This window comes from Burkholderia sp. MSMB1078WGS, from assembly GCF_001528895.1.
Lineage (GTDB): Bacteria > Pseudomonadota > Gammaproteobacteria > Burkholderiales > Burkholderiaceae > Burkholderia.
The window spans coordinates 1-22,460 of the sequence record NZ_LPDI01000095.1 but is presented as its reverse complement, the minus strand read 5'-3'; the positions used below and the strand labels follow the sequence as shown (position 1 = coordinate 22,460).

Below are 22,460 nucleotides of genomic sequence, written 5' to 3'. Positions count from 1 at the left end.
GGGCAGTGTCGCGCCCACGGCGTTACTTGAAGCGTTTCATCGCGGCCGGCGAATACCAGAAGTTCCGGAACATGTCGATGCCGTACGACTTGCCGTCGTAGTGGACGATCATGCGTGCGGTGCGCTTGCCCGTATCCGAGTAATCGCCGTTCTTGCGTTGCGTCTGCGCGATGTGCGCCGTGATCGACAGGTCGGCGAAGCCGTGGCTCGACGTTTTCTCGATGGCGATCGTCATGCGGGCCTCTTCGCTGCGCGCATCGCCTGCACCCGGGCCGCAGGCGTCGCCTTCGACGCTGACCCAGCCGTAGAGGTTGGTGCCGAACACCGGGCGGATACGGCTGCCTTCGCGCACCCACAGCGTCAACTCTTCACTGGCGTTGGCATCCGGGCAGCTCGGCCCGCGTGCACTGCTGGTAAACACCACGCCGAACGCGCGCACGTCGGGCGACAAGCGGTAGGGCGCCGTGTCGATGCGATAGCTGTTCTCGCCGATCTCGGTCGCCGCATCCTCCTCGACCACCGACCGATCGGCCGCCACGACCTTGCTGCCCTCGACGAGTGCGATCACCTGCAGCTTTTTGCTTTCGTCGGGATTCTTGCTTTTCGGCAGCGAATCGAACGCGACGGCCGCGATCGTCGTTTCCGGTGCGTTCGGCATGGCTTTGCACGCCGACGCGACGACGAGCCGGTCCGCATCGCGCGTGGCGATGCGTGCGCTCGCGATGCCGGCCCAGCGGGCAACGGCTGTGACTGTTTCGTCGCTGCAGGACTGGCTATCGGCGGCGTGAACGATGGGGGCGGCGGCGAGCGCCAGCAGCGGGGCGAAGCGCAGGATTCTCATTGTCGTGATCGGAGATGTTGTTTTCATTGATATGCGTGGGAGTTGCTTACCGGCCCGGTTGAGTCGTCCGAGCAGCATAGGTGCCGGTCCGCTGTATCACCGATATGAGACGTTCGAAGCAGCAGTGCTGCGCGCTAACACTAACACCCTCCCGCGCAATTCGAACGACATCAGCTTACAACGGTCTTGTCGAGTACGCCGTGCCACTCCTTGTTCATGGAGGAAAAAATTGGCTCAAAATAATCGTCCGGAAATTTCGCGATCTTGCCGAACTGATGGGCGGCATCCATAAGCACTATAAGACCAGTGGAAAAAACGGACTGCACTAACGTGGGATCGTCATCCTGCTTGTACACCATACTGCTATCACCCTGATGTCGAAAAGCGAGCACGGCGAGGTCGTTATGTGAAAAGCCGCAAAGCATCGCGTAGGGGCCGACGAGATGAAAAAGACCAGTATCGCCAAATTCCTGGCTGATCTTCTTCGGGCGATACTTTTCGGCATGTAGTGAGTTGAACTCCAACAGACAAGTATCGAGTCGATTCTTGACCGACAGCTTCGCTTCATCGGGAATGCTCGGATCGGAAAGTATTCCCTCGTAGACACGTTTTTCCCCGTGCAGTTTGTCGTAACGCAACTGATTTACGTAGCCAGCATTCGTCTTTAGCTTTCGCATGACAACTAGCGCTTCGATCATCGAGCGAACGTGTGTAGCCGCATGTGTGCTCATATGAGCATTTCCGAGCCGCAAGGCAGCCTCGAATTGCTCTGCGATTGTCAGCACCAGCGCCACTCGCATACGGTCGGGGCCGCCCTTTGGTGGTCGAGAGCGCACTATGAGGTTTCGCATTCCGTCCAGAATTCGTCCCGACGTGTTAAGAAGATCAACGACTTTTATCGTGTCCATTCCTGTTCCTTTGGGCGGCGCCAAACAGGTTGAATGACCCAGACGCGTCGCGTTTCAGCCGCATTTTACCGTCCACAAGGAGTCGCTTCTTGGCCGAGCGCGGCCGGCCATCGCCCCGTCGCGCACGACCGGCGCAGATCGACCCATCGCGGGCGATCCGGGGGAGGAGGCCGGAGTCCGGTCTGAATGTGAAAGCGGACTTCTCAAATGGTTTCGAGACGCGGCCGCCTTGGCCAAATATCCATGACCGACTTACCAATCACGCAGTTGGCCAAGTTTAGCTGCGAGCTGAAACGATGTCGATCCGTAGTCGGAAAACAAAGATAAAGCAAATACTTTTAAAATCATTTAGAGATCTACTCTTTATCTGAATCGGCTTCCATCCACGAGAATACCTCGAACTCGTACAAAACACGCATAAGATCGCCCTTATGCTCTTCTGTCAATAATTTAAGCGATGCGTCAATCAGGTTCTTTACGCGAATCTTTCGCTCATCGGTGGAGGGCTTCTCACTGTTTGCGGATGCATCATGAATCCACCTTGACTCCTCGTTGACCAATTCGAAGATCGGGTCTTCAACTTTCTTTAAACAAGAAAGATTGAATATCGCATTCCAGGCCGTATCCATCTGTTGTTCGCCGTGGTATGCGAATAGTCGGTACAAACATTGGGCGGCATACGAATCGTTGGTTACCGTTATTAATCTCCCATGCATCCCGCCTTCCGGGGACATATTCAGGGCCGGAGCGTTAGAAAACAACATAAAATCGAAAGCTCGATTGCGAGCCCATCGACCGGGATCGCCGACTTCTTCTTTTCTAACCGCGAGGAAGTGGTTGGCCCAGTCTTGAACTTTTATATTGCTATCGGTAAATGCCAATCTTGAGTTTACCTTCCCACGCAGGAACAAGATTCCCATGAAATACAGCGAAGATAGTCTTGTGACATTTCCGCGAATTACCTCCCTTAGGCGTTCAATCGTATCTTCAGTCGTTTTTTTTCGCTCGAACAATGAACGTATCGCGAATAGATAGACTGCTTGAATGCCGATCAGCACGCGCATATCGGATTCGGCCGTCTTTAGAGTCGAGATGAAGGATGCGGCGAACCCCGGCAAAAAGAAATCGGACAAAGCAGGATGCTCCGTCAAATCTTTCAACTTCCCGAGAGCGGAATCTCGATTGCTCAAGAGTTGTTCGTATGCAAATTGGCCTACGTGAACGTGGAGGGTGACGCCGGGACCTAAAATCCACGCCAATCGCTTAAATAATCCGGGGTATGCGTTCAGTGACCTTAATATATTGCTATCAACAATTGCGTGTACGGTATCGTAAACCCCATCGGCAGGAGCCTTTACCTCTGAAAAATAAACGCCCGAGGCGACATCTTTAAAAGAAAGCGGAAAATCAGATGGATCCATCGGAGCGCGAATAGGTTTCTTCATTTTTTGAAATGCAGTATGTCTTGGATTTCTAAATTCAGCCCGATTATTGATCGTATGTGTATTCTATCCGGCGTGGCAACCAAACTATTCAGCCTGCCCCGTCGGCCCTTCCGAAAAGCGGTTGCGATACACCGTTCCGAACACGTCCTCAGCCCTTGTCACAAAGTGATTGCTGAGTGCACTAGCATCCGCCGGACCTAGCCCGACAGCCGCCCAGTCTTGAAGTTCGAACTCGGAGGCTGCAATGGAGAACTCGTGGCTTCGATCTGTCTGATCATTGAGGTCGTACACGTAGATATGCTCAATGAGTTGTGAGAGGCCGCCTGATCTCGCGAATACTCCACCGACCCGGAGCACGCCAAGGATTTCGACGTATGCAATTAGTTCTCCGGTATTAGGCACCGAGCGCACGATGATCCTGTGGCCGAATGGGATATCTGGGCCCACCAGCCCCGGCAAGCCTTCTATCATGTATCGGAATGTTCCGCCATTCTTCTGCATCGAGGCGATCACTTCCAGAAGGCGCTTCCAGTCCATGATAGCGTGCCCGGTGACATTAATGATATACAGCCACAGCGCGGACACGATACCGCCGAAAGTCGCAAGCGGGCTGTAATCCAGCTGCATCTTTAGGGCATCACCATCGTTGATGCCGATGACTTGAGCGTACTGTAGCGCCTGCTCCACGTTGATCTGCGGAAACTGATTTGCCGCGCGCTGGAGCAACTGGCGGAACGTTTTCGGGACCCCGGCTCCGATCTCAAGCTTGTGGCCGTCAATTGTTTCCGTGACCGTATAGACGGGGTCAACTCTGGTGATCGAGCCGTCAGTGGAAAGTCGCACACGACGGCCGCTTTGTGTGGTCACGTCTTTATCGGGATGGTCGCCTCGATCACGAGGGACGTTGAGCAGTGTAGGCCAACTGCCAAATGCCTGAACTAGAGCATTGTCAGCAACGCCGTCGAGCTTTGTATTGCATTCGCGGCAGATGATCCCTTTCGGTTTCAATCGTCCACCCAATGCATTGGGAATGATGTGCGCCTCGGAATCGTTGCTGCCGGTCAGGGTGACCCCACAGCCTCGGCATTTCGGGTCATTTATAGTCGCCAATCTAAGCCCCTTTTGGGTTGATCCCAGCTCAAACGCCGGTGTGTTTGTCGACGTGATCTTAATCCCTTGCGGGGCTGAGTACTGGGCTGCGGCGCTACGGGGACCACCGTCGACTAGTGAAGTATTATGCTTAACGTTCGAACCGCGCATCCGCCGACGCGGCGAGAAATGGGGATATAAGTGTGAGAACAGCTATTATTTCGATGACTCAGTCTCGGTAGACGAACTCTGACGTGCCCTCGGCTAAGCACCCGTCAGCCGGCGCCCGCCGACAGTCCGCTTCACGCGTGCAATCGGACGCTTGCTCAATGCATCTGGTTGACCGCTCATGGCCGAATGCCGACAACGTGTTCCACGCCCCAGGAATTTGCAAATGACAACAAAAAAGGCCCTTGCGGGCCTTTTTTGTAGACGAAGTTGCGGACGACGTTTACCGCGTCAACGCCGTAAACCCATCCAGCAACCGCTCGACATCGGCCGCCTGAATCGCGCCCATCGTCGAGATGCGGAACAGCTCCTTCGACAGCCCGCCTTGCCCCGCATAAATCACAAAACCACGCGCCTTCAGCCCATCATGCAGCGTCTCGTACGTGACGCCCTGCGGCAACCGATACGCACGCAGCACAACCGACGACGCGCCTTCCGGCAACACCAGCGGCATCCCGCGCGCCGCAAGCCCGGCTTGAACCTGATCCGCAAGCGCCTTGTAATGCGCATGCCGCGCACGCCAGCCGCCGGCTTCATCAAACTCGCGCAGCGCCTCGACGAGCGCGTAATACGCGTGCACGGACGGCGTAAACGGCGTATTCCGCTGATCCTGCAGCTTTGCAAGTCGACCGAGATCGAGATAGTAAGTCCGGCTCGCAGCTTTCGCGAGCGCGCTGCGGCGCACGATCACGAACGCCGCACCCGGCACGCCGTGCAGGCACTTGTTCGCGGTCGCGGCAACCGCGTCGATGTCGCCGCCCGCAAAATCGATCGCTTCCGCGCCGAAGCTGCTGACGCCATCCACGAGCATCTTCACACCGCGCGCCCGACACACTGCCGCAATCGCGCCGAGGTCGTTCAGCCGGCCCGTCGTCGTTTCATGATGAATCACGGCGACATGCGAGTACCCACCCGCATCGAGCTTCGCACCGATCTGCGCGAGATCGGGCGCCTGCATCCATTCATGCTTGAGCACGTCATGCGCGATCCCGTACTGCGTGGCGATCTGCGTGATCCGCTCGCCGTACACGCCGTTCTCGATCACGAGCAGCTTGCCGTCCTGCGGCACGAGCGCCGCGATCATGCTCTCGACGGCGGCGGTGCCCGAACCCGTCATCAGCACGGCGGCCCATTCGGCCGGATCGAGTTCGTACGCGGCGACGAGGCGCGCACGCGCTTCGTCCTGCAGGTCGAAGAATTCGCCTTCGCGATGGCACAGATCGGGTTGCAGCAGGCTGCGGCGCACGCGTTCGGTGAGCGTGACCGGGCCGGGGTTCAGCAGCAGCATCAATGAGCTCCTTCAACGTGGGCGGCGGTCTGCGCGGCGCCGATGTGCCGCATCAGACGGGTCTTGACCTCGACCGGCGTGACGGTCGGGCGGGGCAGGCCGTCGGGCACGCCCGTGCGGATCGCCACGCGAACGAACTGTGCACCATTCCCCGTGGCGGCCAGTGCCGCATCGAGCACGTCGAGCGTATCGCCTTCGACCGCCGATGCATACCCGCATGCGGCTGCGACACCCGCGAACGACACATGCTGCGACACCGTTGCCTGGCCGCCGGTCGATTCGTGCGCGCCGTTGTCGAGCAGCACGTGCGTGAGGTTGGCCGGGCCGTAGGTGCCGAGCGTCGCGAATACGCCCATGCGCATCAGCGCGGCGCCGTCACCGTCGACGGCCACCACGCGCAGGTCGGGGCGGGCGAGCGCGAGGCCGAGTGCGAGCGGCGTCACACAGCCCATCGAGCCGACCATGTACAGCTGGTTCGGGCGATCGTCGAGCGCGTAGAGTTCGCGGCCGCAGAAACCGGTCGACGCGAGCACGACGGTCGAATCGACCGGCGTATGCGCGATCACGCGCTGCAACGCGTCGTGGCGGGTCGGCCAAGCATCGGCCGACCCGGCGCGCGACGACGATTGCGCGGCGACGTGCGCGCGCGGCTTCGCGGCCGGGTTCGCCTTCAGCTCATACGGCGCGACGCTGCCTTTCTGCATCACGAGCGCGTACGGGCGGCCCGTCGCATCCATGTGCGCGATCGCGCGGTCGAGCGCCGGGCCGACCTGTTCGGGGTCGGTCGGGAACGTCTCCCACGGGATCTCCATCGTGTCGAGCATCGCGGGCGTGATCGGCCCCATCAGCGCGTGCTGCGGCTCGTCGGCCACGCCGGGCTGGCCGCGCCACGTGACGATCAGCAACTGCGGCAGCCGGAACGTCCAGGTCAGCGACGTGAGCGGGCTCACCGCGTTTCCGAGCCCCGAGTTCTGCATCATCGCGATCCCGCGCTTGCCGCCGAGCGTCGCGCCTGCGATCAGCGCGACCGCGTCGCCTTCGTTCGCGGCCGACACGTAGTGCAGCGTCGGGTCCTGCAGCACGTAATTGATGAACGGCGTCAGGTACGAGCAGGGCACGCCCGCGTACCAGTCGAAGCCGCGTTCGCGCGCAGCCTCGACGAACTGTGCCGCTTCGATCATTGCACGCCCCCGTTGCCGGCACCGGGTTCGGACAGCGGCGTCTGGCCGTGCGCGAAGTCGCCCGCGCGGCGGAAATCTTCCAGGTCGTTGACGCCGCGCCAGTGGCCGTGCACGTACTGCACCTCGATCTTCTCGCCGGCGGCGATCAGTTCGTTCAGCAGCGACGGAATGTCGAGCGTGTCGAAATCAGGACGCGCCTGCAGCGTCGCGAGCATCGCCTTCAGGCGGTCGACACCGGCGCCGCGCACGTTCAGCAGGCCGATCCAGCGGCCGTGCGGGGTGCCCGCGGCGACGTCGCTCGACACGCGTTGCAGGTAGGTCTTCTGGCCGAACAGGCCGCGATCGTCGGCCGCCGAGCAGAGGGCGAAGTCGCGCACGCTCTGGTTCGACGGCTCGGTCAGCGACGAATCGACCACCACGCTGAACTCGGCCTCGCTCTCCGCGAGGTCGCGCAGGATGTAGCTGCGGAACAACAGGTCGCCGTACGAGATCACGGTGTCGCCGGTCAGTCGTTCGGCCGCGCAGGCGAGCGACGCGAGCTCGCCCGTCTGCGCATGGCGTTCGTTGACGACGAGCTTGATGCCCGACGTGTCGATCGCATCGGCGCGGTAGCCGCCGACCACGGTGATGTCGTTCACGCCTTGCTTCTTGAAGCCGTCGACGAGCCAGCGCAACAGCGGCTTGCCGGCGACCGGCAGCATGACCTTGGGCTTGTCTTCGGTGACGGCTTCGAGGCCCTTGCCGCGGCTCGCGGCGAGCACGACCGCCGCGTTCGACGCGCGCGACGACGACGACAGGTAGATGCGCTCGGCCGCCGAGTACTCGTCCGCGTCCTGCAGGCGGAAGATCTCGTTGACCGACGCGACGCGGTCTTCGACGTTGATCAGCGTTTCGTTCTCGTGGATCTCGCGCGCGACGGCCTGCATCGCCGATGCGGACGCGCGGATCAGGTGATTCGCCCAGATCACGGTGCTGATGCCGGCCTGGCGGAACACGTCGGTCGGCGTGCTGTAGTACTTGGTCGGCACGATCACGAGCGGCGCCTTGCCGCTCCATTCGCGCGCGAACTGCAGGATTTCGTCCGGACGCGACAGCTTGCTGTGGATCAGGATCGCATCGGCGCCGGCTTCCGCATACGCGTTCGCGCGGCGCAGCGCCTCGTCCATCCCCCAGCCCGCGATCAGCGCCTCGACGCGCGCGACGATCGAGAAATCGGGATCGGTCTGCGAATCCTTGCCGGCCTTGATCTTGCCGCAGAACTCGTCGATCTCGGCGAGCGGCTGGCGCTCGCCGTCGATGAAGCTGTTCGTCTTCGGGAACTGCTTGTCCTCGATGCAGACGCCTGCGATGCCGCGCTGTTCGAGCTTCTTCACGAGGCGGCGCACGTTGTTGAAGTTGCCGTAGCCGGTGTCGCCGTCGAGCAGGATCGGCAGGTCGCTCGCGTCGGCCATGAACTCGAGCACGTCGACCACCTGGGTCCAGCTCGCTTCGTTGTTGTCGCGCACGCCGAATTGCGCGGAGATCGCGAGGCCCGACGCCCAGATCCCCTTGAAGCCGGCCTCGCGGACGATCCGTGCGGACAGGCCGTTGTGCGCTTCCATCAGGAATTCGAGATCGCTGCTGACGAGCATGCGGCGCAGGCGCGCGCTGCGCGATTCGGTGAAGTTGGGTTCGCGTGCGTTCATCGTGCGGCTCCGGCGGTGGTGCGTTGAATCAGGGGAAGAATGTCTTGCGTCGCGCGTGCGACGTCGTTCGGGAAGTCGATCTCGATCCACGGCGAGCCGGTGACGTCGGCGACGTCGAACGAATGGCCGCCTTCGAGCAGCAGGTCGCGCACGGCTTCCTCGTGCGGCATGTTCGCGCGGCCGCTGTCGACGTAGCCCGCGACGATCGTCGCGAGGCGGCGCGCGGTGCCTTCGGTGAAGCGGAAGAAGCCGACCGATTCGCCGATCGTGTCGTAGTCGAGGTCGACCGCGAGCTGCTTGCGCAGCTCGACCGGCACGCCGTTCTTCAGGCACAGCTTGACGGGCTCGTCGCCGGCCTCGAAGTCGCGATCGATCAGCAGGCGATCGACCGGCTTGTCGGCGTCGGCCACCAGCGCGTGCAGGATGTTCTCGTCGTACAGCACGTCCGCGTCCATCAGCAGCACGTCGCCGCCGCGCGTCATCGCATCGGCGACGGTATGCACGGTCAGCACGCTGCCGAGGTCGTAGCGGTCGTTGATCACGATCTCGGCCTGACGGCCGAGGCGCTTCAGTTCCTGCTCGACCTTCTCGTGCTGAAAGCCGAGCCCGAGCACGATCTCGTCGACGCCCGCGGCGTCGAGCACGCGCAGATGGCGCTCGAGCAGCGAAACGTCGTCGAAGCGCAGCAGGCACTTCGGGAACTGCGCTTCGGGCGGTTGTTGCAGGCGCAAGCCGAGGCCTGCCGCAAGAATGATGGCTCGCATGGGTTCTCCAACCAAAAAGCCGGCGATCTGAACGATCAGTCGGCGAGCGGCTGCGGCGCATGGCGCCGCTGCCAGTTTCTTTCACTGAAATGCAGATAGAGCAGGCCGGGCAGGCCGAGCGCGAGTTCGCGCGCGCGCTTCGCGAGCGACAGCGCGAGCGCCGCGTCGGGCGGCAACCCAACCAGCGGCGCGAGCAGCAGGTAACCGCCTTCCTGCGCGCCGAGCGAGCCCGGGATCGCGAAGGCCGCCCCGCGAATCGCCTGGCCGACGCTTTCGAGCAGCAGCGCGTCGAGCCAGCTCACCGGGTGCCCGAGGAAGTGCAGCGCGAGCCACACTTCCGCGGTGCCGACGATCCAGCCGGCGAGACTCAATGCGAAGGTCTTCGCGACTTTCGCGCGATCGCGGTACAGCCCCCCCACCGCGTCGTCGATCGCGTCGGCGCGCGTGGCGAGCGACGACCAGTCGCGCGGGCCGAGCAGCTTCGACGCGATGCGCAGCCCGCGGCCGAACAGCCCGCGCCGCTGCGCTGCGTAGAACGCGACGGCGAGCGCGCCGAGCACGCCGGTGGCGATCAGCGCGGGCGTACGCAGGTGTGCGACCGATTCGTGCGTCGCATACAGGCTGAACGCGGCGATGCCGATCAGCGCGAAGGCCATTTGCGCGAGCGCCTGCATCGTCGTGCTGACGGTCACGGCGGCGGCCGCATCGGCCATCCGCGTGCCGCGCTGCGCGAGGTGGCGCACCATCAGCACCGGGCCGCCGATCTGCCCGGCGGGCAGCAGGCTGTTCACCGATTCGCCGACCCAGCGCGCGCGCAGCGCGTCGCCGAGTTCGGCGCCCGGCTGCCCGCGGCGGAACATCACGGAGATCGCGACCGCGTCGATCGCGAGCGGCACGACGTGGAACGCCGCGACGAGCGCGAGGCCCCAGCCGGCCGCGAGGAACGTGGACGCTACCGCGCCGATGCCCTGCCAGGCCAGGAGTGCGATGAAGAGTGCGGTCCCGAGGGACAGCAGGATGAGGCCCGCGCGTGTCATGACCCGCTCGTGCGTCGCGTCGCCAGTTGCTTGAACACCTGGCGGAAACCGAAATACGCGATCGCGTCCTTCATGTTCGAGATGAAGCGCTTCCACGGCCGCATGCCGGGGTTCGTCACGTATTCGAACGTGAGCGACACGCGCATCTCGTTCTGGCCGAGCGGCGTGATGCGGTGGCGCAGCTTGTCGCCGTCGAACAGCACGATGCCGCCGTCGGCGATCTGCACGGAGCCCGGTTCGTCGGCGACGTCCGGGTTGCGCGTATGCAGCTCGTAGTCGAGCCGGCACGACGATTCGTCGATCACGCCGATCAGCAGCGTGTAGCGGCGGCCGTCGTAGTAAGACGTGTCGTAGTGCCAGCCGATGTGGTCGCCGGGCTTCGTGTAGTAATACAGCGCGTACGCGTGCGGATCGTCGTCCGGCGACAGCATCAGCTTGTCGCCCGTGATTTTCTCGAGGAAACCGATCAGCGCCTTCGAGCGATACAGCTCGGCGATGTACGGCGCTTGCTCGTCGATCGTATGGCGGCTCACGCTGCCGCCCTGCTTGTGGCCGGGCAGGTAATTGCGGTTCAGACTGGCCTGCATCGCGCGGGCGGCGTTCGCCAGCTTCGCGTGCGCGTCGGCCGGCAGAAACGCGTCGAGGTAGAGGAACGAGCCCTGGCGCGTGTAGTCGCCGCGCAGGCGGTCGAGATCGAGCCGGCCGACGCAGTCGGCCACGGTGCGATCGGGATCGGCCGCGGCCGCGCGCACGGGCGCAGGGCGTGCCGGGCTCAGCACGGAATCGTCGCGCGTGCTAGGAGTCATTTGGAAGCCTGGATTTCGGTTGAGTTCTGCGCGGCCGGGTTCTGCGGGAGGTTGCCGCGCCGCACGATGCGCCACCAGTCGATCACGACCCAGGCGGCAAACAGCGGGGCGCCGATCGACGCCGCGAGCAGGAACGGCTCGACGCCGTCGACGAGCGTCACGATCGGCAGCAGGTACAGCACGTCTTCCGTCTCGAAGCCGCCGGCGAATGCCTGCTTGGTGCCGGCCTTGCCGGCGATCGATTCGATCCGCATGCGCAGGAAGAAGATCAGCGCGACGGCCGCGCCGGCCACCGCGCCGAGCAGCACCGGCGACGCGGCCATCTGGCCGCCCTGGGCGACGATGCCGACGCCCATGCTGACGAACAGCGCGACCGTGACGAGCGCATCGGCCGCCAGGTCGTAAAAATGACCGATCTTGCTGGACTTGCCGCTGATGCGCGCGAGTTCGCCGTCGGTGTGGTCGACGAAGTTCGACAACACGATCAGGAACGCGCCTGCGTTGCTCCAGCCGAAGCCGCCGTGCGCGAGGCACCAGGCGCCGGCGAGGCCGATCAGCAGGCGAACGGTGGTGAGGTGATTCGGAGTGACCGGTGTATCGACGAGCGGTCGGACGAGCGAGCGCGCGAGCCGCGCATCCCAGGTGCGTGGCGGGGGTGGCTCGGGGCGTGTGGCGGTTTTTCTTTGGTCCATCGGCGAAATATATACGGAATTGTAATTTGTTGCTTTTTATTCGATCAATGTCCTGACATACGGGAGTGTTACCGCGTCTTGAAGGCATCGGCCGGTCCAGAAACGCACGTGTGAACGGGGCGGCCATTCGGGCGGCCGACCTCGTCTTCCAGTGTGGTTTGCCGCGTGCGGCTGTCAAGGCCGGATGGGCCTCGCAGGCGGATCGCGCGGGTTTTTCGCGCCGGTTGGCCGACGTCGCGCAGCGCATGCGACCTTGATCTCCGTCAGGCCCGGAAAAGCCGCATCGGGCGACAATCGGCCGCGCCGGACGGGTATCGGCGATTGCCGAACCGGAGCTCGTCAATGTCGGTGAAATCTCGTCGATTGATGCGCGACGGTCCGCGATCGCGAACCAACGATTCGCCCCGATGCTTTCGCACGCCTTTCGCGTGCATTCGGCGTGGGCGGATCGCCTGTCACAGAACGCTCGTTCGATACCCGGCAAATCCGGCAAGGATCTTTTGCATCCAGCGGACATTTCGCGGCGATGGCCTCTGCGATACTCCGGCCGTGCCCGTGGTGCCGGGCCGCCCCTCGCGGCCCCAAGGGCTTCGCGTCGCTCAGGAGACACCCCCCGCGACGTCAACGACAGACCAAAGCGTCAGATAACCAGCCATGTCTTCATCACGCATCCTCGCTCCCGCCCTGCGTTCGCTCGTCCGCACCGCCGACGAAGCCGCCGCGCTGATCCGCCCCGGCATGACCGTCGCCATGAGCGGCTTCACCGGGTCGGGCTATCCGAAGGCCGTGCCGGCCGCGCTCGCCGCCCACATCGACGCGGCGCACGCGCGCGGCGAGGACTTCCGGATCAACGTGCTGACGGGCGCGTCGACCGCACCGGAACTCGACGGCGCGCTCGCCCGCACCGACGGCATCTCGATGCGGCTGCCGTACCAGTCCGACCCGACGTTGCGCGACAAGATCAACGGCGGCGAAGTCGACTATCAGGACGTCCACCTGAGCCACGTCGCGCAATACGCGTGGTTCGGGCTGTACGGCGATCTCGACGTCGCGATCGTCGAAGTTGCGGGCATCCGCGAGGACGGCCTGCTGATTCCGTCCGCCTCGATCGGCAACAACAAGACGTGGCTCGAACGCGCGAAGCACGTGATCCTCGAAGTGAATGCGCGCCAGCCGATCGGCCTCGACGGGATGCACGACATCTACTACGGCACCGCGCTGCCGCCGCACCGCAAGCCGATTCCGCTGACGAAGAGCGACGACCGGATCGGCGAGCCGTACCTGCGCTGCCCGGCCGACAAGATCGTCGCGATCGTCGAAACCGACGCGCCCGATCGCAGCAATGCGTTCACCGCGCCGGATGCGACCTCCAAGCAGATTGCGCTGCAACTGATCGACTTCCTGCGCCACGAAGTGAAGCGCGGCCGCCTGCCGGAAAACCTGCTGCCGCTGCAGTCGGGCGTCGGCAACATCACGAACGCGGTGCTCGCGGAACTGAGCTCGGCCGGCTTCTCGAACCTGACCGCGTACACGGAAGTGATCCAGGACGGCATGCTCGACCTGCTCGACGACGGCACGCTGAGCTTCGCATCGGCCACCGCGCTGTCGCTGAGCCCGGCCGCCGTGCAGCGCTTCGCCGACGAAATCGCGACGTTCCGCGAGAAGATCGTGCTGCGCCCGCAGGAGATCAGCAACCATCCGGAACTCGTGCGCCGGCTCGGCTGCATCGCGATGAACGGAATGATCGAGGCCGACATCTACGGCAACGTGAATTCGACGCACGTGATGGGCACGAAGATCCAGAACGGCATCGGCGGCTCGGGCGACTTCGCGCGCAACGGCTACCTGTCGTGCTTCATGTCGGCAAGCACCGCGAAGGGCGGGGCGATCTCGCGGATCGTGCCGATGGCGAGCCACGTCGACCATACCGAGCACGACGTCGCGGTCGTCGTCACCGAGCAGGGGCTGGCCGACCTGCGCGGCCTGTCGCCGAAGCAGCGCGCGCGCAAGATCATCGCGAGCTGCGCGCACCCGGACTACCGGCCGATGCTCGAGGACTACTTCGAGCGCGCGTCGCGCGACAGCTTCGGCAAGCACACGCCGCATCTGCTCGCCGAGGCGCTGTCGTGGCACGAGCGCTACGTGCGAACCGGGACGATGAAGGCCTGACGCGGCCTCGGACGGGCGCATGCGCGCTCGTCAATCCATCGCCGCATGCGCGACGTCGACGCTCGCCGCCTTCTGCGGCGGGCGGATCAGCAGCAACAGCGGGATCATCAGCAGCGTCGCGACGAACATCAGTTTGAAATCGTTCAGGTACGCGATCATCGTCGCCTGCTGGTTGATCGTGCGGTCGAGCAGTGCGATGTCGACGCGGCTGCCGGCGATCGCCTGCACGGCCGGATCGAACGGCGTGACGTGGGCCGCGAGGTCGGCATGCGCGACCTGCGTATTGCGCGTCATCAGCGTCTGCACGATCGAGATGCCGATACTGCTGCCGATGTTGCGCATCAGGCTGTAGGTGGCCGTGCCGTCGGCGCGCAGCTCGGGCGGCAACGTCGAGAACGACAGCGCGCTCAGCGGCACGAACACGAGCCCGAGACCGAAGCCCTGGATCACGCCGGGCCACACGATGTCCGCTTCGGACAGCACGACCGTGTACTGCATCATCTGCCATAGCGCGAGCGCGGAAATCGACAGCCCCGCGAGCAGCAGCATCCGCGCATCCACGTATTTCAGCAGCCGCCCGACGAACAGCATCGCGATCATCGTGCCGGCGCCGCTCGGTGCGGTGACGAGGCCCGTCGTCGCGACCGGGTAGCCCATCAGGTTCTGCAGCATCGGCGGCAGCAGCGCGCGCGTCGCATACAGCACCGCGCCGACCACGAAGATGAACAGCGTGCCCGTTGCGAAATTCGGGTCGCGCAGCAGTTCCGACTTGAAGAACGACGCCTTGCCGACGCTCGCCGTATGCGCGAGGAAGAACGCGAAGCCGAGCGCCGCGACGAGCGCCTCGATGCGGATCTCGTAGGAACCGAACCAGTCGAGCTGTTCGCCGCGGTCGAGCATCGCCTGGAACGCGCCGATCGCGAGCGCGAGCGTCGCGAAGCCGAACGCGTCGAATTTCACGTGCGGGCGCGGCGCGCGCGCCGGCAGGAAGGTCATCACGCCGGCGAGCGCGAATGCGCCGATCGGCACGTTGATGAAGAACACCCAGCGCCAGTTGTAGCTGTCGGTGAGCCAGCCGCCGAGCGTCGGGCCGAGGATCGGGCCGACCATCACGCCCATCCCCCAGATCGCCATCGCCTGGCCCTGTTTCTCGCGCGGGTTGATGTCGAGCAGGATCGATTGCGACAGAGGTACCAGCGCGGCGCCGAACACACCCTGCAGCAGCCGCGCGCCGACGATCTGCACGAGCGTCTCCGACAGCCCGCACAGCGCCGACGCAACCGTGAAGCCGGCGATCGACACGATCAGCAGCCGCTTCACGCTCAGCCGGTCGGACAGCCAGCCGGTGAGCGGTGTCGCGATCGCCGCGGCGACGATGTAGGAGGTCAGCACCCACGTGATTTCGTCCTGCGACGCGGACAGCGTGCCCTGCATGTGGGGCAGCGCGACGTTCGCGATCGTGCTGTCGAGGGTCTGGATCAGCGTGGCGAGCATGATCGACAGGGTCAGCATCGGCCGGTTCAGGGCGGACGAGGCGGGGGCGTCGGCGGCGGGGTTCAAGCGGGTGTCTCCGTGGGGCGGTCGCCGTGCGCGGCGATCCGGTATGGCGCAAATTATAAGCATACTCATTATATAGCCGCTTATTGCCGAGTCGCCAGCGTCGGGTCGGCTCCGGCTTGACCCTATAATCGCCGCATGGACAAGACCTACGAGAACCGGATCGGTTACCTGATCGCCGACGTGGCCCGCCTGAACGGGCGCCTGTTCGACCGGCGCGCGAAGCGCATCGGGCTGACGCGGGCGCAAAGCCGCGTGCTCGCGTACCTGACGTGGAAGGGCGAGATGAACCAGGCGCGGCTCGCCGAATGGCTCGAGATCACGCCGATCTCGCTCACGCGGCTGCTCGACCGGATGGAAAGCTATGGGTGGATCGAGCGCGTCGCGAACGACGACGACCGCCGCGCGTTCGTGATCCGGCTGACCGACAAGTCGCGCGAGATCTTTCCGCAGATGCTGGAGGTGGGCGATACCGTCGCCGACGACGGGCTGCGCGGCTTCACGCCCGACGAGCGCGATACGCTGGTGCGCCTGCTCGGGCGCGTGCGCCGCAACCTGATCGACTGCGGCGGCGAGTGACGTCGGTGCGCGGTTGGGCGTACCGGTTGCAACCACAAAAAAGAGAACACTGAGAGATGACCGAGGCACGAATGGGCCGGAAAGCCCGTATTGCGATTCTCATCGCGCTCGCGCTGGTATTGATCGTTGGGGGCGGCACCGCCTGGCTCGGGCACGACGATGCGCCCGGGACGTTCGACGCGGCGATGGCGAAGGCGAAGCGCGGCGATCTGGACGGCGAATTCAGCGTCGCGCTGATGTACGAGCACGGCGACGGCGTCGAACGGAATCCCGCCGAAGCCGCGAAATGGTACCGGCGGGCCGCCGATCAGGGCGACGCGGCCTCGCAGAACAATCTCGGCACGCTGTACGAAACCGGCATCGGCGTCGAGCAAAGCCGGGCGGAGGCCGTGAGCTGGTATCGGCGCGCGGCCGCGCAGGGCAATGGGGATGCGTTGTGCAATCTCGGCCGCGCATACGAGGACGGCGAAGGCGCGCCGCAGGATAGCGCGGAAGCGGTGCGGCTCTACCGGCGCGCGGCCGAACAGGGCCTGCCCAGAGGGCAACTGTATCTGGGGCTGATGTACGACGCCGGGACCGGCGTGCCGCAGGATGTCGCGGAAGCCGCCAAATGGTATCGGCGCGCGGCCGATCAGGGCGAGCCGCAAGCACAGAACGCCCTCGGTTACCTGTACGACAGCGGGCGCGGCGTGACGCAGAGCGACACCGAGGCATTCAAGTGGTACCGACTCGCCGCGGAACAGGGCGACGCGAACGCACAGAACAATCTCGGCCTGATGTACGAAAACGGGCAGGGCGTGCGCAAGGACGACGCCGAAGCGGCGAGATGGTATCGGCTCGCTGCGGCCCAGGGTGCCGCGACATCGCTGTTCCGGCTGGGCGTGCAGTACTACGCGGGCAGCGGTGTCGCATCCGATCCGATCGCCGCGAATGCGTTGTTGAGCCTGGCTGCCGCCGCAGGCGAGACGCGCGCGCAGCAGTACCTCGATCAGGGCGCGAAGCTCACCGCGCCGGCCGATATCGAGAAAGCCGCCAGGCTGCGGGCCGAGATGAGCCGGCCGGGCAAACTGCTCGACGCGCTCGATCGCTACGAGGAAACGGCGCAACGCAGCGACGGCGGCTGATTCCACCGGGCTTGTCTTCGTGAAGTCGAGCGACTATCTTGCAACTTCAAGTTCACTTGAGGTCAAGCATGAGCCGACTGGACATCGCCGACGTGGCGCAGCGCACGGGATTGCCCGCGTCGACGCTGCGCTACTACGAGGAAAAGGGGCTGATCGTGCCGATCGGCCGGCACGGGCTGCGGCGGCAATACGACGCGTCGGTGCTGGAGCGCCTGGCGTTGATCGCGCTCGGCCGGGAGGCCGGTTTCTCGCTCGACGACATTCTCGCGATGGTCGGCGCCGACGGTCGGCCCGCGATCGATCGCGCGAAGCTCGATGGCAAGGCCGACGAGCTCGACCGCACGATCCGCCGTCTCGGCGCGGTGCGCGATGCGCTGCGGCATGCGGCCGTGTGCCCGGCGGCGAACCATCTCGAGTGCCCGTCGTTCCGGAAGCTGCTGCGCATTGCCGCGCATCGTCATCCGGCGCGCCGCGCGAAGGCGGAAAGCGCGTAGGCGGCGAGCCTGCGCAACGTGGGCGTAGCGGTAGCGATTCGACGGGAGGATGGTGACGTGGCGAGTTCGACGTGCCGGATCGTCCAAAGGGATGCCGTTGGTGCCGCCTTCGACGTCGGCAACACCGTCGACGCATGACTCACCCCGCGTAATACACGCGGCATTCCATCTCGCGCCCGCGTACGATCCGCTTGCCGACGAGCGCGCCGTACGTTTCGGTGAAGACGGTGCGCTGGTGCTCGCACTGCACGGCGTCGTAGAAGTAGAGCGAGACCCAGTCGGTCGAGCGCCCGGCTTCCGGCGTGCGCATCGCGGCATGCTGGCTCAGCACCGTGAAATGCCAGCCGCCCTTGGTCATGTGCATGACGGGCGGCGGCACGTAACCGTCCGCGTTCAGGCGCCGGTGCGTGAGCCTCGGCAGCACGCCGGCGGCCGCCTTGTTGCGGTACTGGCGATCGATGTAAAGCAGCAGTTCGACGGGCGGTTCCGTGCCGGGATCGGTGTTTTGCATGCGGCCTTGCCAGCGCCGGCGGCGGCTCAGCACGTCGTCGAGTGCGGCGCGGATGCCGGCCGCGCGGCGCGGGCCGACGCCCGCGATCGTTTCGAGCTGGCCGTTGCGGGCCGCGCGTTCGAGCTCCTCCAGCGTGTCGATGTGCAGTGCGTCATGAATGCGCAGCGCGAGCGCGTGGCCGATGCCCGGCACCGCTTCGAAGGCCGATGCGCGCTCGGCATCGCCGCGCAGGCGATCGAGCTGGCGCCAGCGCCCCGTCACCAGCAGCTCGGCGATCGCTTGCGCGACGCCCGCGCCGATGTCAGGCAGCGCGCCGAGCGCCTCGACGCCGCCGGTTTCGAACACGCCGCGGATGTCGCGGTCGAGCGCGTCGACCGTATCGGCCGCCGCACGGTACGCGGCGACCCGGTACGGGTTCGCGCCCTGGTCGACAAGCCACTGCGCGGCCTCGCGCAGGCACGCCGCGATGGGCCGGTTTTCCTCGTACGTCTGGCTGACGGTCGACTGCATGGCGAGGGACCCGGAAAGCACAAACGGAATGGGCGCGACGAGTGGCGCGCCGGTCGGCTGTCAACCATCGTCGCGACGCGCGATGAAGAAAGTTTGATGCGCGCCAATGACAAACGTAGCACAGGCGCGCAGCGCACGGTCGTGCCGGAACGCGGCATGACCGTGCGTTGCGCTCGGGGCGGTCAAGCGTCGAGAAACGACTGCGCGTTCTCGGCCTCGGCGGCCGTACGCAGCGCGGCGAGCGCCCGTTTCTCGATCTGCCGCACGCGCTCGCGCGACATCCCCGCATCCTGCGCGATCGCGTCGTAGGTGTCGGGCTCGGCGCCGCCGAGGCCGAACCGCCGGCGCAGCACGTCGGCCTCGGTCGGCGTGACCGACCGCAGCAGCGACCGCACGCATTCGCGCATGCGCGTGTCGGCCAGTTGCTCGAACGGGCTGGCCGAGGCCTGATCCTCTATCAATTCCACGAGGCCGGTGTCCGCGTCGGGCAGCGGCGTGTCGAGCGAGACCGGCTCGGCGGGCAGCGCAAGCACCGCGCGCAGTTTGTCTTCGTCGAGGCCGGTTTCGACCGCGAGCTCGGCCGGCGTGGCCCGCCGGCCCGTGCGCTGGCGAAAGCGCAGCGCATGCCGCTGCACGCGCTGGTACTGATCGCCGACGTGCACCGGCACGCGGATCGTGCGCGCGCGATCCGCGACCGCGCGCGCGATCGCCTGGCGAATCCACCAGGTCGCATAGGTCGAGAACTTGAAGCCGCGCCGGTATTCGAATTTCTCGATCGCGCGCATCAGGCCGAGACAGCCGTCCTGCACGAGGTCGGACAGGTCGACGCCGCGGTTCAGGTACTTGCGCGCGATCGACAGCACGAGCCGCAGATTCGCCTCGAGCATCGCACGCGTCGCGTCGCGCACCTTCTGCTGGCCGTCGCTCAGTGCGGCTGCGAGCGCGCGCCGGGCGACCGCGTCGAAGCACGCCGCGTCGACCGCCGACGGATCGTGGGCGGCGGCCGCGAGTGCGCGTATCGTACGGCCCGCGTCGTCGGCGGCCGGCGCGACCCACGGGAGCGAACCGAGCAGGGCGGCCACGTGGTTGCGCGCGTCGCGGTATTCGGCCGAACGGCTGCCATGCGCATGCAATGCGCCGCGCAGCACCGACACCGCTGCGTGCAGCGCATCGTAGCGGGCGGGCGCGGGCGCACCGGCGTCGTCGTCGTCGGGCGAGCCGGTCGAGCCGGCGCTGCCCGTCGCGCGATGACGCTCGAGCAGCGCGTCGACCGCAGGCGGATAGCCGGCGATCGCGTGCAGTACCTGATGGCGGCCCGTTTCGATCTCGCGGGCGAGCACGATTTCGCCTTCGCGCGTGAGCAGCGGCACCGCGTGCATGCGCCGCATGTAGAGCGCGAGCGGATCGGTCGACGCGCTCGTGCCGCGCGCGAGGTCGCCGAGCATGGCCCGGCCTTCGTCGAGCGCGTCGCGATCGACCTCGACCGGCGCCGCGCCGGCGAACGGCGCAGGCACGGCCGGCTCGTCGAGTACCGCGATGCCGATGTCGGCAAGCGCGGCGCGCACGACGTCGAGCGCGTCGGGGCTGTCGCTTTCGGGCGGCAGCGCGTCGACGAGGTCGGCGTGCGTCAGATAACCTTGCTCGCCGGCAAGCGCCAGCAACTGGATGATCGGGTCGAGCGGTGTGTCCGCCCGGGAAGTGGGGCGTGGCGTAGTCATGTCGATGGCGGCGCGAGCCGCGTTCCTGTCTGGGCGGGCCGAAGCTCGCCGGTTTGCGGGTGCCGGTGGATCGCGGACGCCCGTCCGCGCCGGTCAGCCCGACATCGTTCAAGTTGAGGGCATTTGGCCCAACTTCAACGTTGGCGCCGCGGACGGGCCAGCACGCGGCGTGCCTGCTTCGCCGTCCGGGAGAGGAAACAAAAAGTAACCGATCATACGCGCGGAAATCTGCAGGGGACGTAAGCTAGAGTCAGGCGCGCGCCCGGCGGCGACGCGCGAATTCTGCTGGAGTACGAGATGAACCCCATTTTCGCCGCGAGGCCCGCCGCCGTCGCGCTGGCCGCACTGGCGCTTGGCGGCTGCTACTACACGAGCCCGTACGGTTACGCACCTTATTACGCGCCGGTGCCTGCCGCGGTGACGCAGCGCGACATTCCGGTCGCAACGGCCGCATCGGCGCCGGCCCCGTCGACCGTGCCGCAGGCGCAGGTCGACACCGACACGGCGGTTCCCGTGTATGTCGCCCCGGCCTACGTGCCGCCGCCGTATCCGTATCCGTATTACTACCCGGCGTACTACTCGGGCTGGTACGGGCCGCCCGTGACGATCGGCTTCTGGGGCCGCTGGGGCGGCGGATACTGGGGCGGGCGCGGCGGGTACTGGCATCGTCCGTGGGGCGGCGGTCATTGGGGTGGCGGTCACTGGGGCGGCGGCCATCGGCACTGACCGGCGCGCATCGGCGCGACGCGGGAGAGCATCATGAGGAACACGATTGTCCGAAGTCTGTGCGTCGTCCTGGCCGGCCTCGCGGTCGCACCGGGCGTTGCCGATGCGCAGAGCAGCGCTTACACGAATTCGCCGGCCGAGCTGTATGCCGGGCCTGCGCCCGATTATCCGGTGGTCGCGCAGATTCCGCCCGGCACCGCGCTGGACGTATTCGGCTGCCTGAGCGACTACACGTGGTGCGACGTCGCATTGCCGGGCGTGCGCGGCTGGATCGATGCGCAGTTGCTCGACTATCCGTACCAGGGGAGCTACGTGCCGTTGCTCGAATATGGCGCGATCATCGGCGTGCCGGTGACCGGGTTCGCGATCGGCGCGTACTGGGATCGCTATTACCGGCACCGCCCGTGGTATCCCGACCGCGATCGCTGGGCGCATCGTCCGGAGCCGAGGCTCGGCCCCGGCGGCGTGCCGCCGGCGCAAGGGCGTCCGCAACCGGGCGTGCCGATGCAGGTCGCGCCGGGCGGCCCGCCGCCCGTGCACGACACGCGGCCGTCGGCGACGCGCGGCGGCTGGAACGGCGCGAACCGCGTGCCGGCGCCGGCGGCACCGGCACTGACGCCGCAAACGCCGCCGACGCCGATGCCGGGCGGGATGGGTAACGCGCGTCCGGCCAGCCCGCCGACGCCGATGCCGGGTGGGGTGGGTAATGCGCGTCCGGCCAGCCCGCCGACGCCGATGCCGGGCGGGGCGGGTAATACGCGCCCGGCCAGCCCGCCGGCGCCGACGCCGATGCCCGGTGGGGCGGGTAATACGCGTCCGGCCGGCCCACCGCCGGCGGTGCTGCGCCCGCCGCCTGCGCCCGGCGGAGAGGGCCGTGCGATGCCGCCGCCGGTACGCCAGGGTGGCGGGGGCGGCGGTTATGCACGGCCGCAAGGCGGCGGAAACGGTGGCGGCAACCACGGCGGCGGGGGCGGCGGCCCCGACGAACTCCGTCACTGACGGGGCCGGCGCCGCGGGTGCTCCGGGCGCCGGATCGGGATAGGGGCGGTCAGAGAGTCTGACCGATCCCCTCCCACACCACCCGGCATGCGGGTCCGCACCGGGCGGT

The 22,460-nt window shown here is 65.8% G+C and carries 20 protein-coding genes; 6 read left to right on the top strand and 14 right to left on the bottom strand.

Annotated features, from left to right (window positions below; translation table 11 throughout):
• Positions 1-22: 22 nt before the first annotated feature.
• The 11 genes from WT24_RS23220 to WT24_RS23170 all read right to left on the bottom strand — a co-directional run bounded on the left by WT24_RS23220 (position 23) and on the right by WT24_RS23170 (position 11,964).
• A complete protein-coding gene (locus WT24_RS23220; protein WP_060035980.1) occupies positions 23-841 on the bottom strand; it encodes a hypothetical protein in 819 nt (272 codons plus the stop codon).
• A gap of 170 nt (positions 842-1,011) precedes the next feature.
• Positions 1,012-1,749, bottom strand: coding sequence for a DUF5677 domain-containing protein (locus WT24_RS23215; RefSeq protein ID WP_156440233.1), 738 nt, complete (start codon positions 1,747-1,749; stop codon positions 1,012-1,014).
• Positions 1,750-2,105: 356 nt separating this feature from the next.
• Complete coding sequence (locus tag WT24_RS34600; RefSeq protein ID WP_156440234.1) at positions 2,106-3,194, bottom strand: hypothetical protein; 1,089 nt, start codon at positions 3,192-3,194, stop codon at positions 2,106-2,108.
• An 84-nt stretch (positions 3,195-3,278) separates the two neighbouring features.
• Positions 3,279-4,304, bottom strand: a complete 1,026-nt coding sequence (locus tag WT24_RS33480; protein WP_179949387.1) for an HNH endonuclease — start codon at positions 4,302-4,304, stop codon at positions 3,279-3,281.
• Between the two features lie 430 nt (positions 4,305-4,734).
• The gene (locus tag WT24_RS23200) at positions 4,735-5,799 is read right to left on the bottom strand and encodes a 2-aminoethylphosphonate aminotransferase (RefSeq protein WP_060035976.1); all 1,065 of its coding nucleotides are present in this window, start codon (positions 5,797-5,799) and stop codon (positions 4,735-4,737) included.
• A complete protein-coding gene (gene aepY, locus WT24_RS23195; RefSeq protein ID WP_059831361.1) occupies positions 5,799-6,980 on the bottom strand; it encodes a phosphonopyruvate decarboxylase in 1,182 nt (393 codons plus the stop codon). Before aepY ends, WT24_RS23200 begins: the two co-directional genes overlap by 1 nt.
• Positions 6,977-8,665 carry a phosphoenolpyruvate mutase gene (gene aepX, locus WT24_RS23190; protein WP_060035975.1) on the bottom strand — a complete coding sequence of 563 codons (1,689 nt, stop codon included), beginning with the start codon at positions 8,663-8,665 and terminating at the stop codon, positions 6,977-6,979. The genes aepY and aepX overlap by 4 nt, the downstream gene beginning before the upstream one ends.
• Entirely contained in the window at positions 8,662-9,429 is a 768-nt protein-coding gene (locus WT24_RS23185; RefSeq protein WP_034205043.1) for an NTP transferase domain-containing protein, read from the bottom strand. The genes aepX and WT24_RS23185 overlap by 4 nt, the downstream gene beginning before the upstream one ends.
• Before the next feature lie 35 nt (positions 9,430-9,464).
• Positions 9,465-10,466 (bottom strand): TIGR00374 family protein, encoded by a 1,002-nt coding sequence (locus WT24_RS23180; RefSeq protein WP_060035974.1) that lies wholly within the window; start codon positions 10,464-10,466, stop codon positions 9,465-9,467.
• Complete coding sequence (locus WT24_RS23175) at positions 10,463-11,272, bottom strand: 2OG-Fe(II) oxygenase (protein WP_059500745.1); 810 nt, start codon at positions 11,270-11,272, stop codon at positions 10,463-10,465. Before WT24_RS23175 ends, WT24_RS23180 begins: the two co-directional genes overlap by 4 nt.
• A complete protein-coding gene (locus WT24_RS23170) occupies positions 11,269-11,964 on the bottom strand; it encodes a CDP-alcohol phosphatidyltransferase family protein (protein ID WP_060035973.1) in 696 nt (231 codons plus the stop codon). Before WT24_RS23170 ends, WT24_RS23175 begins: the two co-directional genes overlap by 4 nt.
• Positions 11,965-12,618: 654 nt before the next feature.
• On the opposite strand from WT24_RS23170, the gene WT24_RS23165 reads away from it, so the two are divergent.
• Entirely contained in the window at positions 12,619-14,133 is a 1,515-nt protein-coding gene (locus WT24_RS23165; RefSeq protein ID WP_060035972.1) for an acetyl-CoA hydrolase/transferase family protein, read from the top strand.
• A gap of 30 nt (positions 14,134-14,163) precedes the next feature.
• On the opposite strand, the gene WT24_RS23160 is transcribed toward WT24_RS23165, so the two are convergent.
• On the bottom strand, positions 14,164-15,693 hold the full coding sequence (locus WT24_RS23160) for a DHA2 family efflux MFS transporter permease subunit (RefSeq protein ID WP_059789365.1): 1,530 nt from the start codon (positions 15,691-15,693) through the stop codon (positions 14,164-14,166).
• A gap of 135 nt (positions 15,694-15,828) precedes the next feature.
• On the opposite strand from WT24_RS23160, the gene WT24_RS23155 reads away from it, so the two are divergent.
• The 3 genes from WT24_RS23155 to WT24_RS23145 all read left to right on the top strand — a co-directional run bounded on the left by WT24_RS23155 (position 15,829) and on the right by WT24_RS23145 (position 17,887).
• Positions 15,829-16,269 (top strand): MarR family winged helix-turn-helix transcriptional regulator, encoded by a 441-nt coding sequence (locus tag WT24_RS23155; RefSeq protein WP_027782799.1) that lies wholly within the window; start codon positions 15,829-15,831, stop codon positions 16,267-16,269.
• Between the two features lie 71 nt (positions 16,270-16,340).
• Positions 16,341-17,393, top strand: coding sequence for a tetratricopeptide repeat protein (locus WT24_RS35665; protein ID WP_306453360.1), 1,053 nt, complete (start codon positions 16,341-16,343; stop codon positions 17,391-17,393).
• A gap of 68 nt (positions 17,394-17,461) precedes the next feature.
• Complete coding sequence (locus WT24_RS23145) at positions 17,462-17,887, top strand: helix-turn-helix domain-containing protein (protein WP_059789367.1); 426 nt, start codon at positions 17,462-17,464, stop codon at positions 17,885-17,887.
• A gap of 139 nt (positions 17,888-18,026) precedes the next feature.
• Here WT24_RS23145 and WT24_RS23140 read toward each other — a convergent pair whose 3' ends face one another.
• Positions 18,027-18,908, bottom strand: a complete 882-nt coding sequence (locus WT24_RS23140) for a helix-hairpin-helix domain-containing protein (protein ID WP_059500740.1) — start codon at positions 18,906-18,908, stop codon at positions 18,027-18,029.
• 182 nt (positions 18,909-19,090) lie between these two features.
• Positions 19,091-20,626: a sigma-70 family RNA polymerase sigma factor gene (locus WT24_RS23135; protein ID WP_060035970.1), complete on the bottom strand. Its 1,536-nt coding sequence runs from the start codon at positions 20,624-20,626 to the stop codon at positions 19,091-19,093.
• A 297-nt stretch (positions 20,627-20,923) separates the two neighbouring features.
• Between WT24_RS23135 and WT24_RS23130 the strand changes: the two genes are divergently transcribed.
• The gene (locus WT24_RS23130; RefSeq protein ID WP_059500738.1) at positions 20,924-21,352 is read left to right on the top strand and encodes a hypothetical protein; all 429 of its coding nucleotides are present in this window, start codon (positions 20,924-20,926) and stop codon (positions 21,350-21,352) included.
• 33 nt (positions 21,353-21,385) lie between these two features.
• Positions 21,386-22,351: an SH3 domain-containing protein gene (locus WT24_RS23125; RefSeq protein WP_060035969.1), complete on the top strand. Its 966-nt coding sequence runs from the start codon at positions 21,386-21,388 to the stop codon at positions 22,349-22,351.
• Positions 22,352-22,460 lie beyond the last annotated feature (109 nt).

What these genes read in the sequence shown, in the direction of transcription:
- WT24_RS23130 (WP_059500738.1), top strand. Translation starts at nt 20,924, where the DNA reads ATGAACCCCATTTTCGCCGCGAGGCCCGCCGCCGTCGCGCTGGCCGCA.
- WT24_RS23140 (WP_059500740.1), bottom strand. Translation starts at nt 18,908, where the DNA reads ATGCAGTCGACCGTCAGCCAGACGTACGAGGAAAACCGGCCCATCGCG.
- WT24_RS23155 (WP_027782799.1), top strand. Translation starts at nt 15,829, where the DNA reads ATGGACAAGACCTACGAGAACCGGATCGGTTACCTGATCGCCGACGTG.
- WT24_RS23145 (WP_059789367.1), top strand. Translation starts at nt 17,462, where the DNA reads ATGAGCCGACTGGACATCGCCGACGTGGCGCAGCGCACGGGATTGCCC.
- WT24_RS23180 (WP_060035974.1), bottom strand. Translation starts at nt 10,466, where the DNA reads ATGACACGCGCGGGCCTCATCCTGCTGTCCCTCGGGACCGCACTCTTC.
- WT24_RS23170 (WP_060035973.1), bottom strand. Translation starts at nt 11,964, where the DNA reads ATGGACCAAAGAAAAACCGCCACACGCCCCGAGCCACCCCCGCCACGC.
- WT24_RS23135 (WP_060035970.1), bottom strand. Translation starts at nt 20,626, where the DNA reads ATGACTACGCCACGCCCCACTTCCCGGGCGGACACACCGCTCGACCCG.
- aepY (WP_059831361.1), bottom strand. Translation starts at nt 6,980, where the DNA reads ATGATCGAAGCGGCACAGTTCGTCGAGGCTGCGCGCGAACGCGGCTTC.
- WT24_RS23165 (WP_060035972.1), top strand. Translation starts at nt 12,619, where the DNA reads ATGTCTTCATCACGCATCCTCGCTCCCGCCCTGCGTTCGCTCGTCCGC.
- WT24_RS23175 (WP_059500745.1), bottom strand. Translation starts at nt 11,272, where the DNA reads ATGACTCCTAGCACGCGCGACGATTCCGTGCTGAGCCCGGCACGCCCT.
- WT24_RS23215 (WP_156440233.1), bottom strand. Translation starts at nt 1,749, where the DNA reads ATGGACACGATAAAAGTCGTTGATCTTCTTAACACGTCGGGACGAATT.
- WT24_RS34600 (WP_156440234.1), bottom strand. Translation starts at nt 3,194, where the DNA reads ATGAAGAAACCTATTCGCGCTCCGATGGATCCATCTGATTTTCCGCTT.
- aepX (WP_060035975.1), bottom strand. Translation starts at nt 8,665, where the DNA reads ATGAACGCACGCGAACCCAACTTCACCGAATCGCGCAGCGCGCGCCTG.
- WT24_RS23220 (WP_060035980.1), bottom strand. Translation starts at nt 841, where the DNA reads ATGAGAATCCTGCGCTTCGCCCCGCTGCTGGCGCTCGCCGCCGCCCCC.
- WT24_RS35665 (WP_306453360.1), top strand. Translation starts at nt 16,341, where the DNA reads ATGGGCCGGAAAGCCCGTATTGCGATTCTCATCGCGCTCGCGCTGGTA.
- WT24_RS23185 (WP_034205043.1), bottom strand. Translation starts at nt 9,429, where the DNA reads ATGCGAGCCATCATTCTTGCGGCAGGCCTCGGCTTGCGCCTGCAACAA.
- WT24_RS23200 (WP_060035976.1), bottom strand. Translation starts at nt 5,799, where the DNA reads ATGCTGCTGCTGAACCCCGGCCCGGTCACGCTCACCGAACGCGTGCGC.
- WT24_RS23125 (WP_060035969.1), top strand. Translation starts at nt 21,386, where the DNA reads ATGAGGAACACGATTGTCCGAAGTCTGTGCGTCGTCCTGGCCGGCCTC.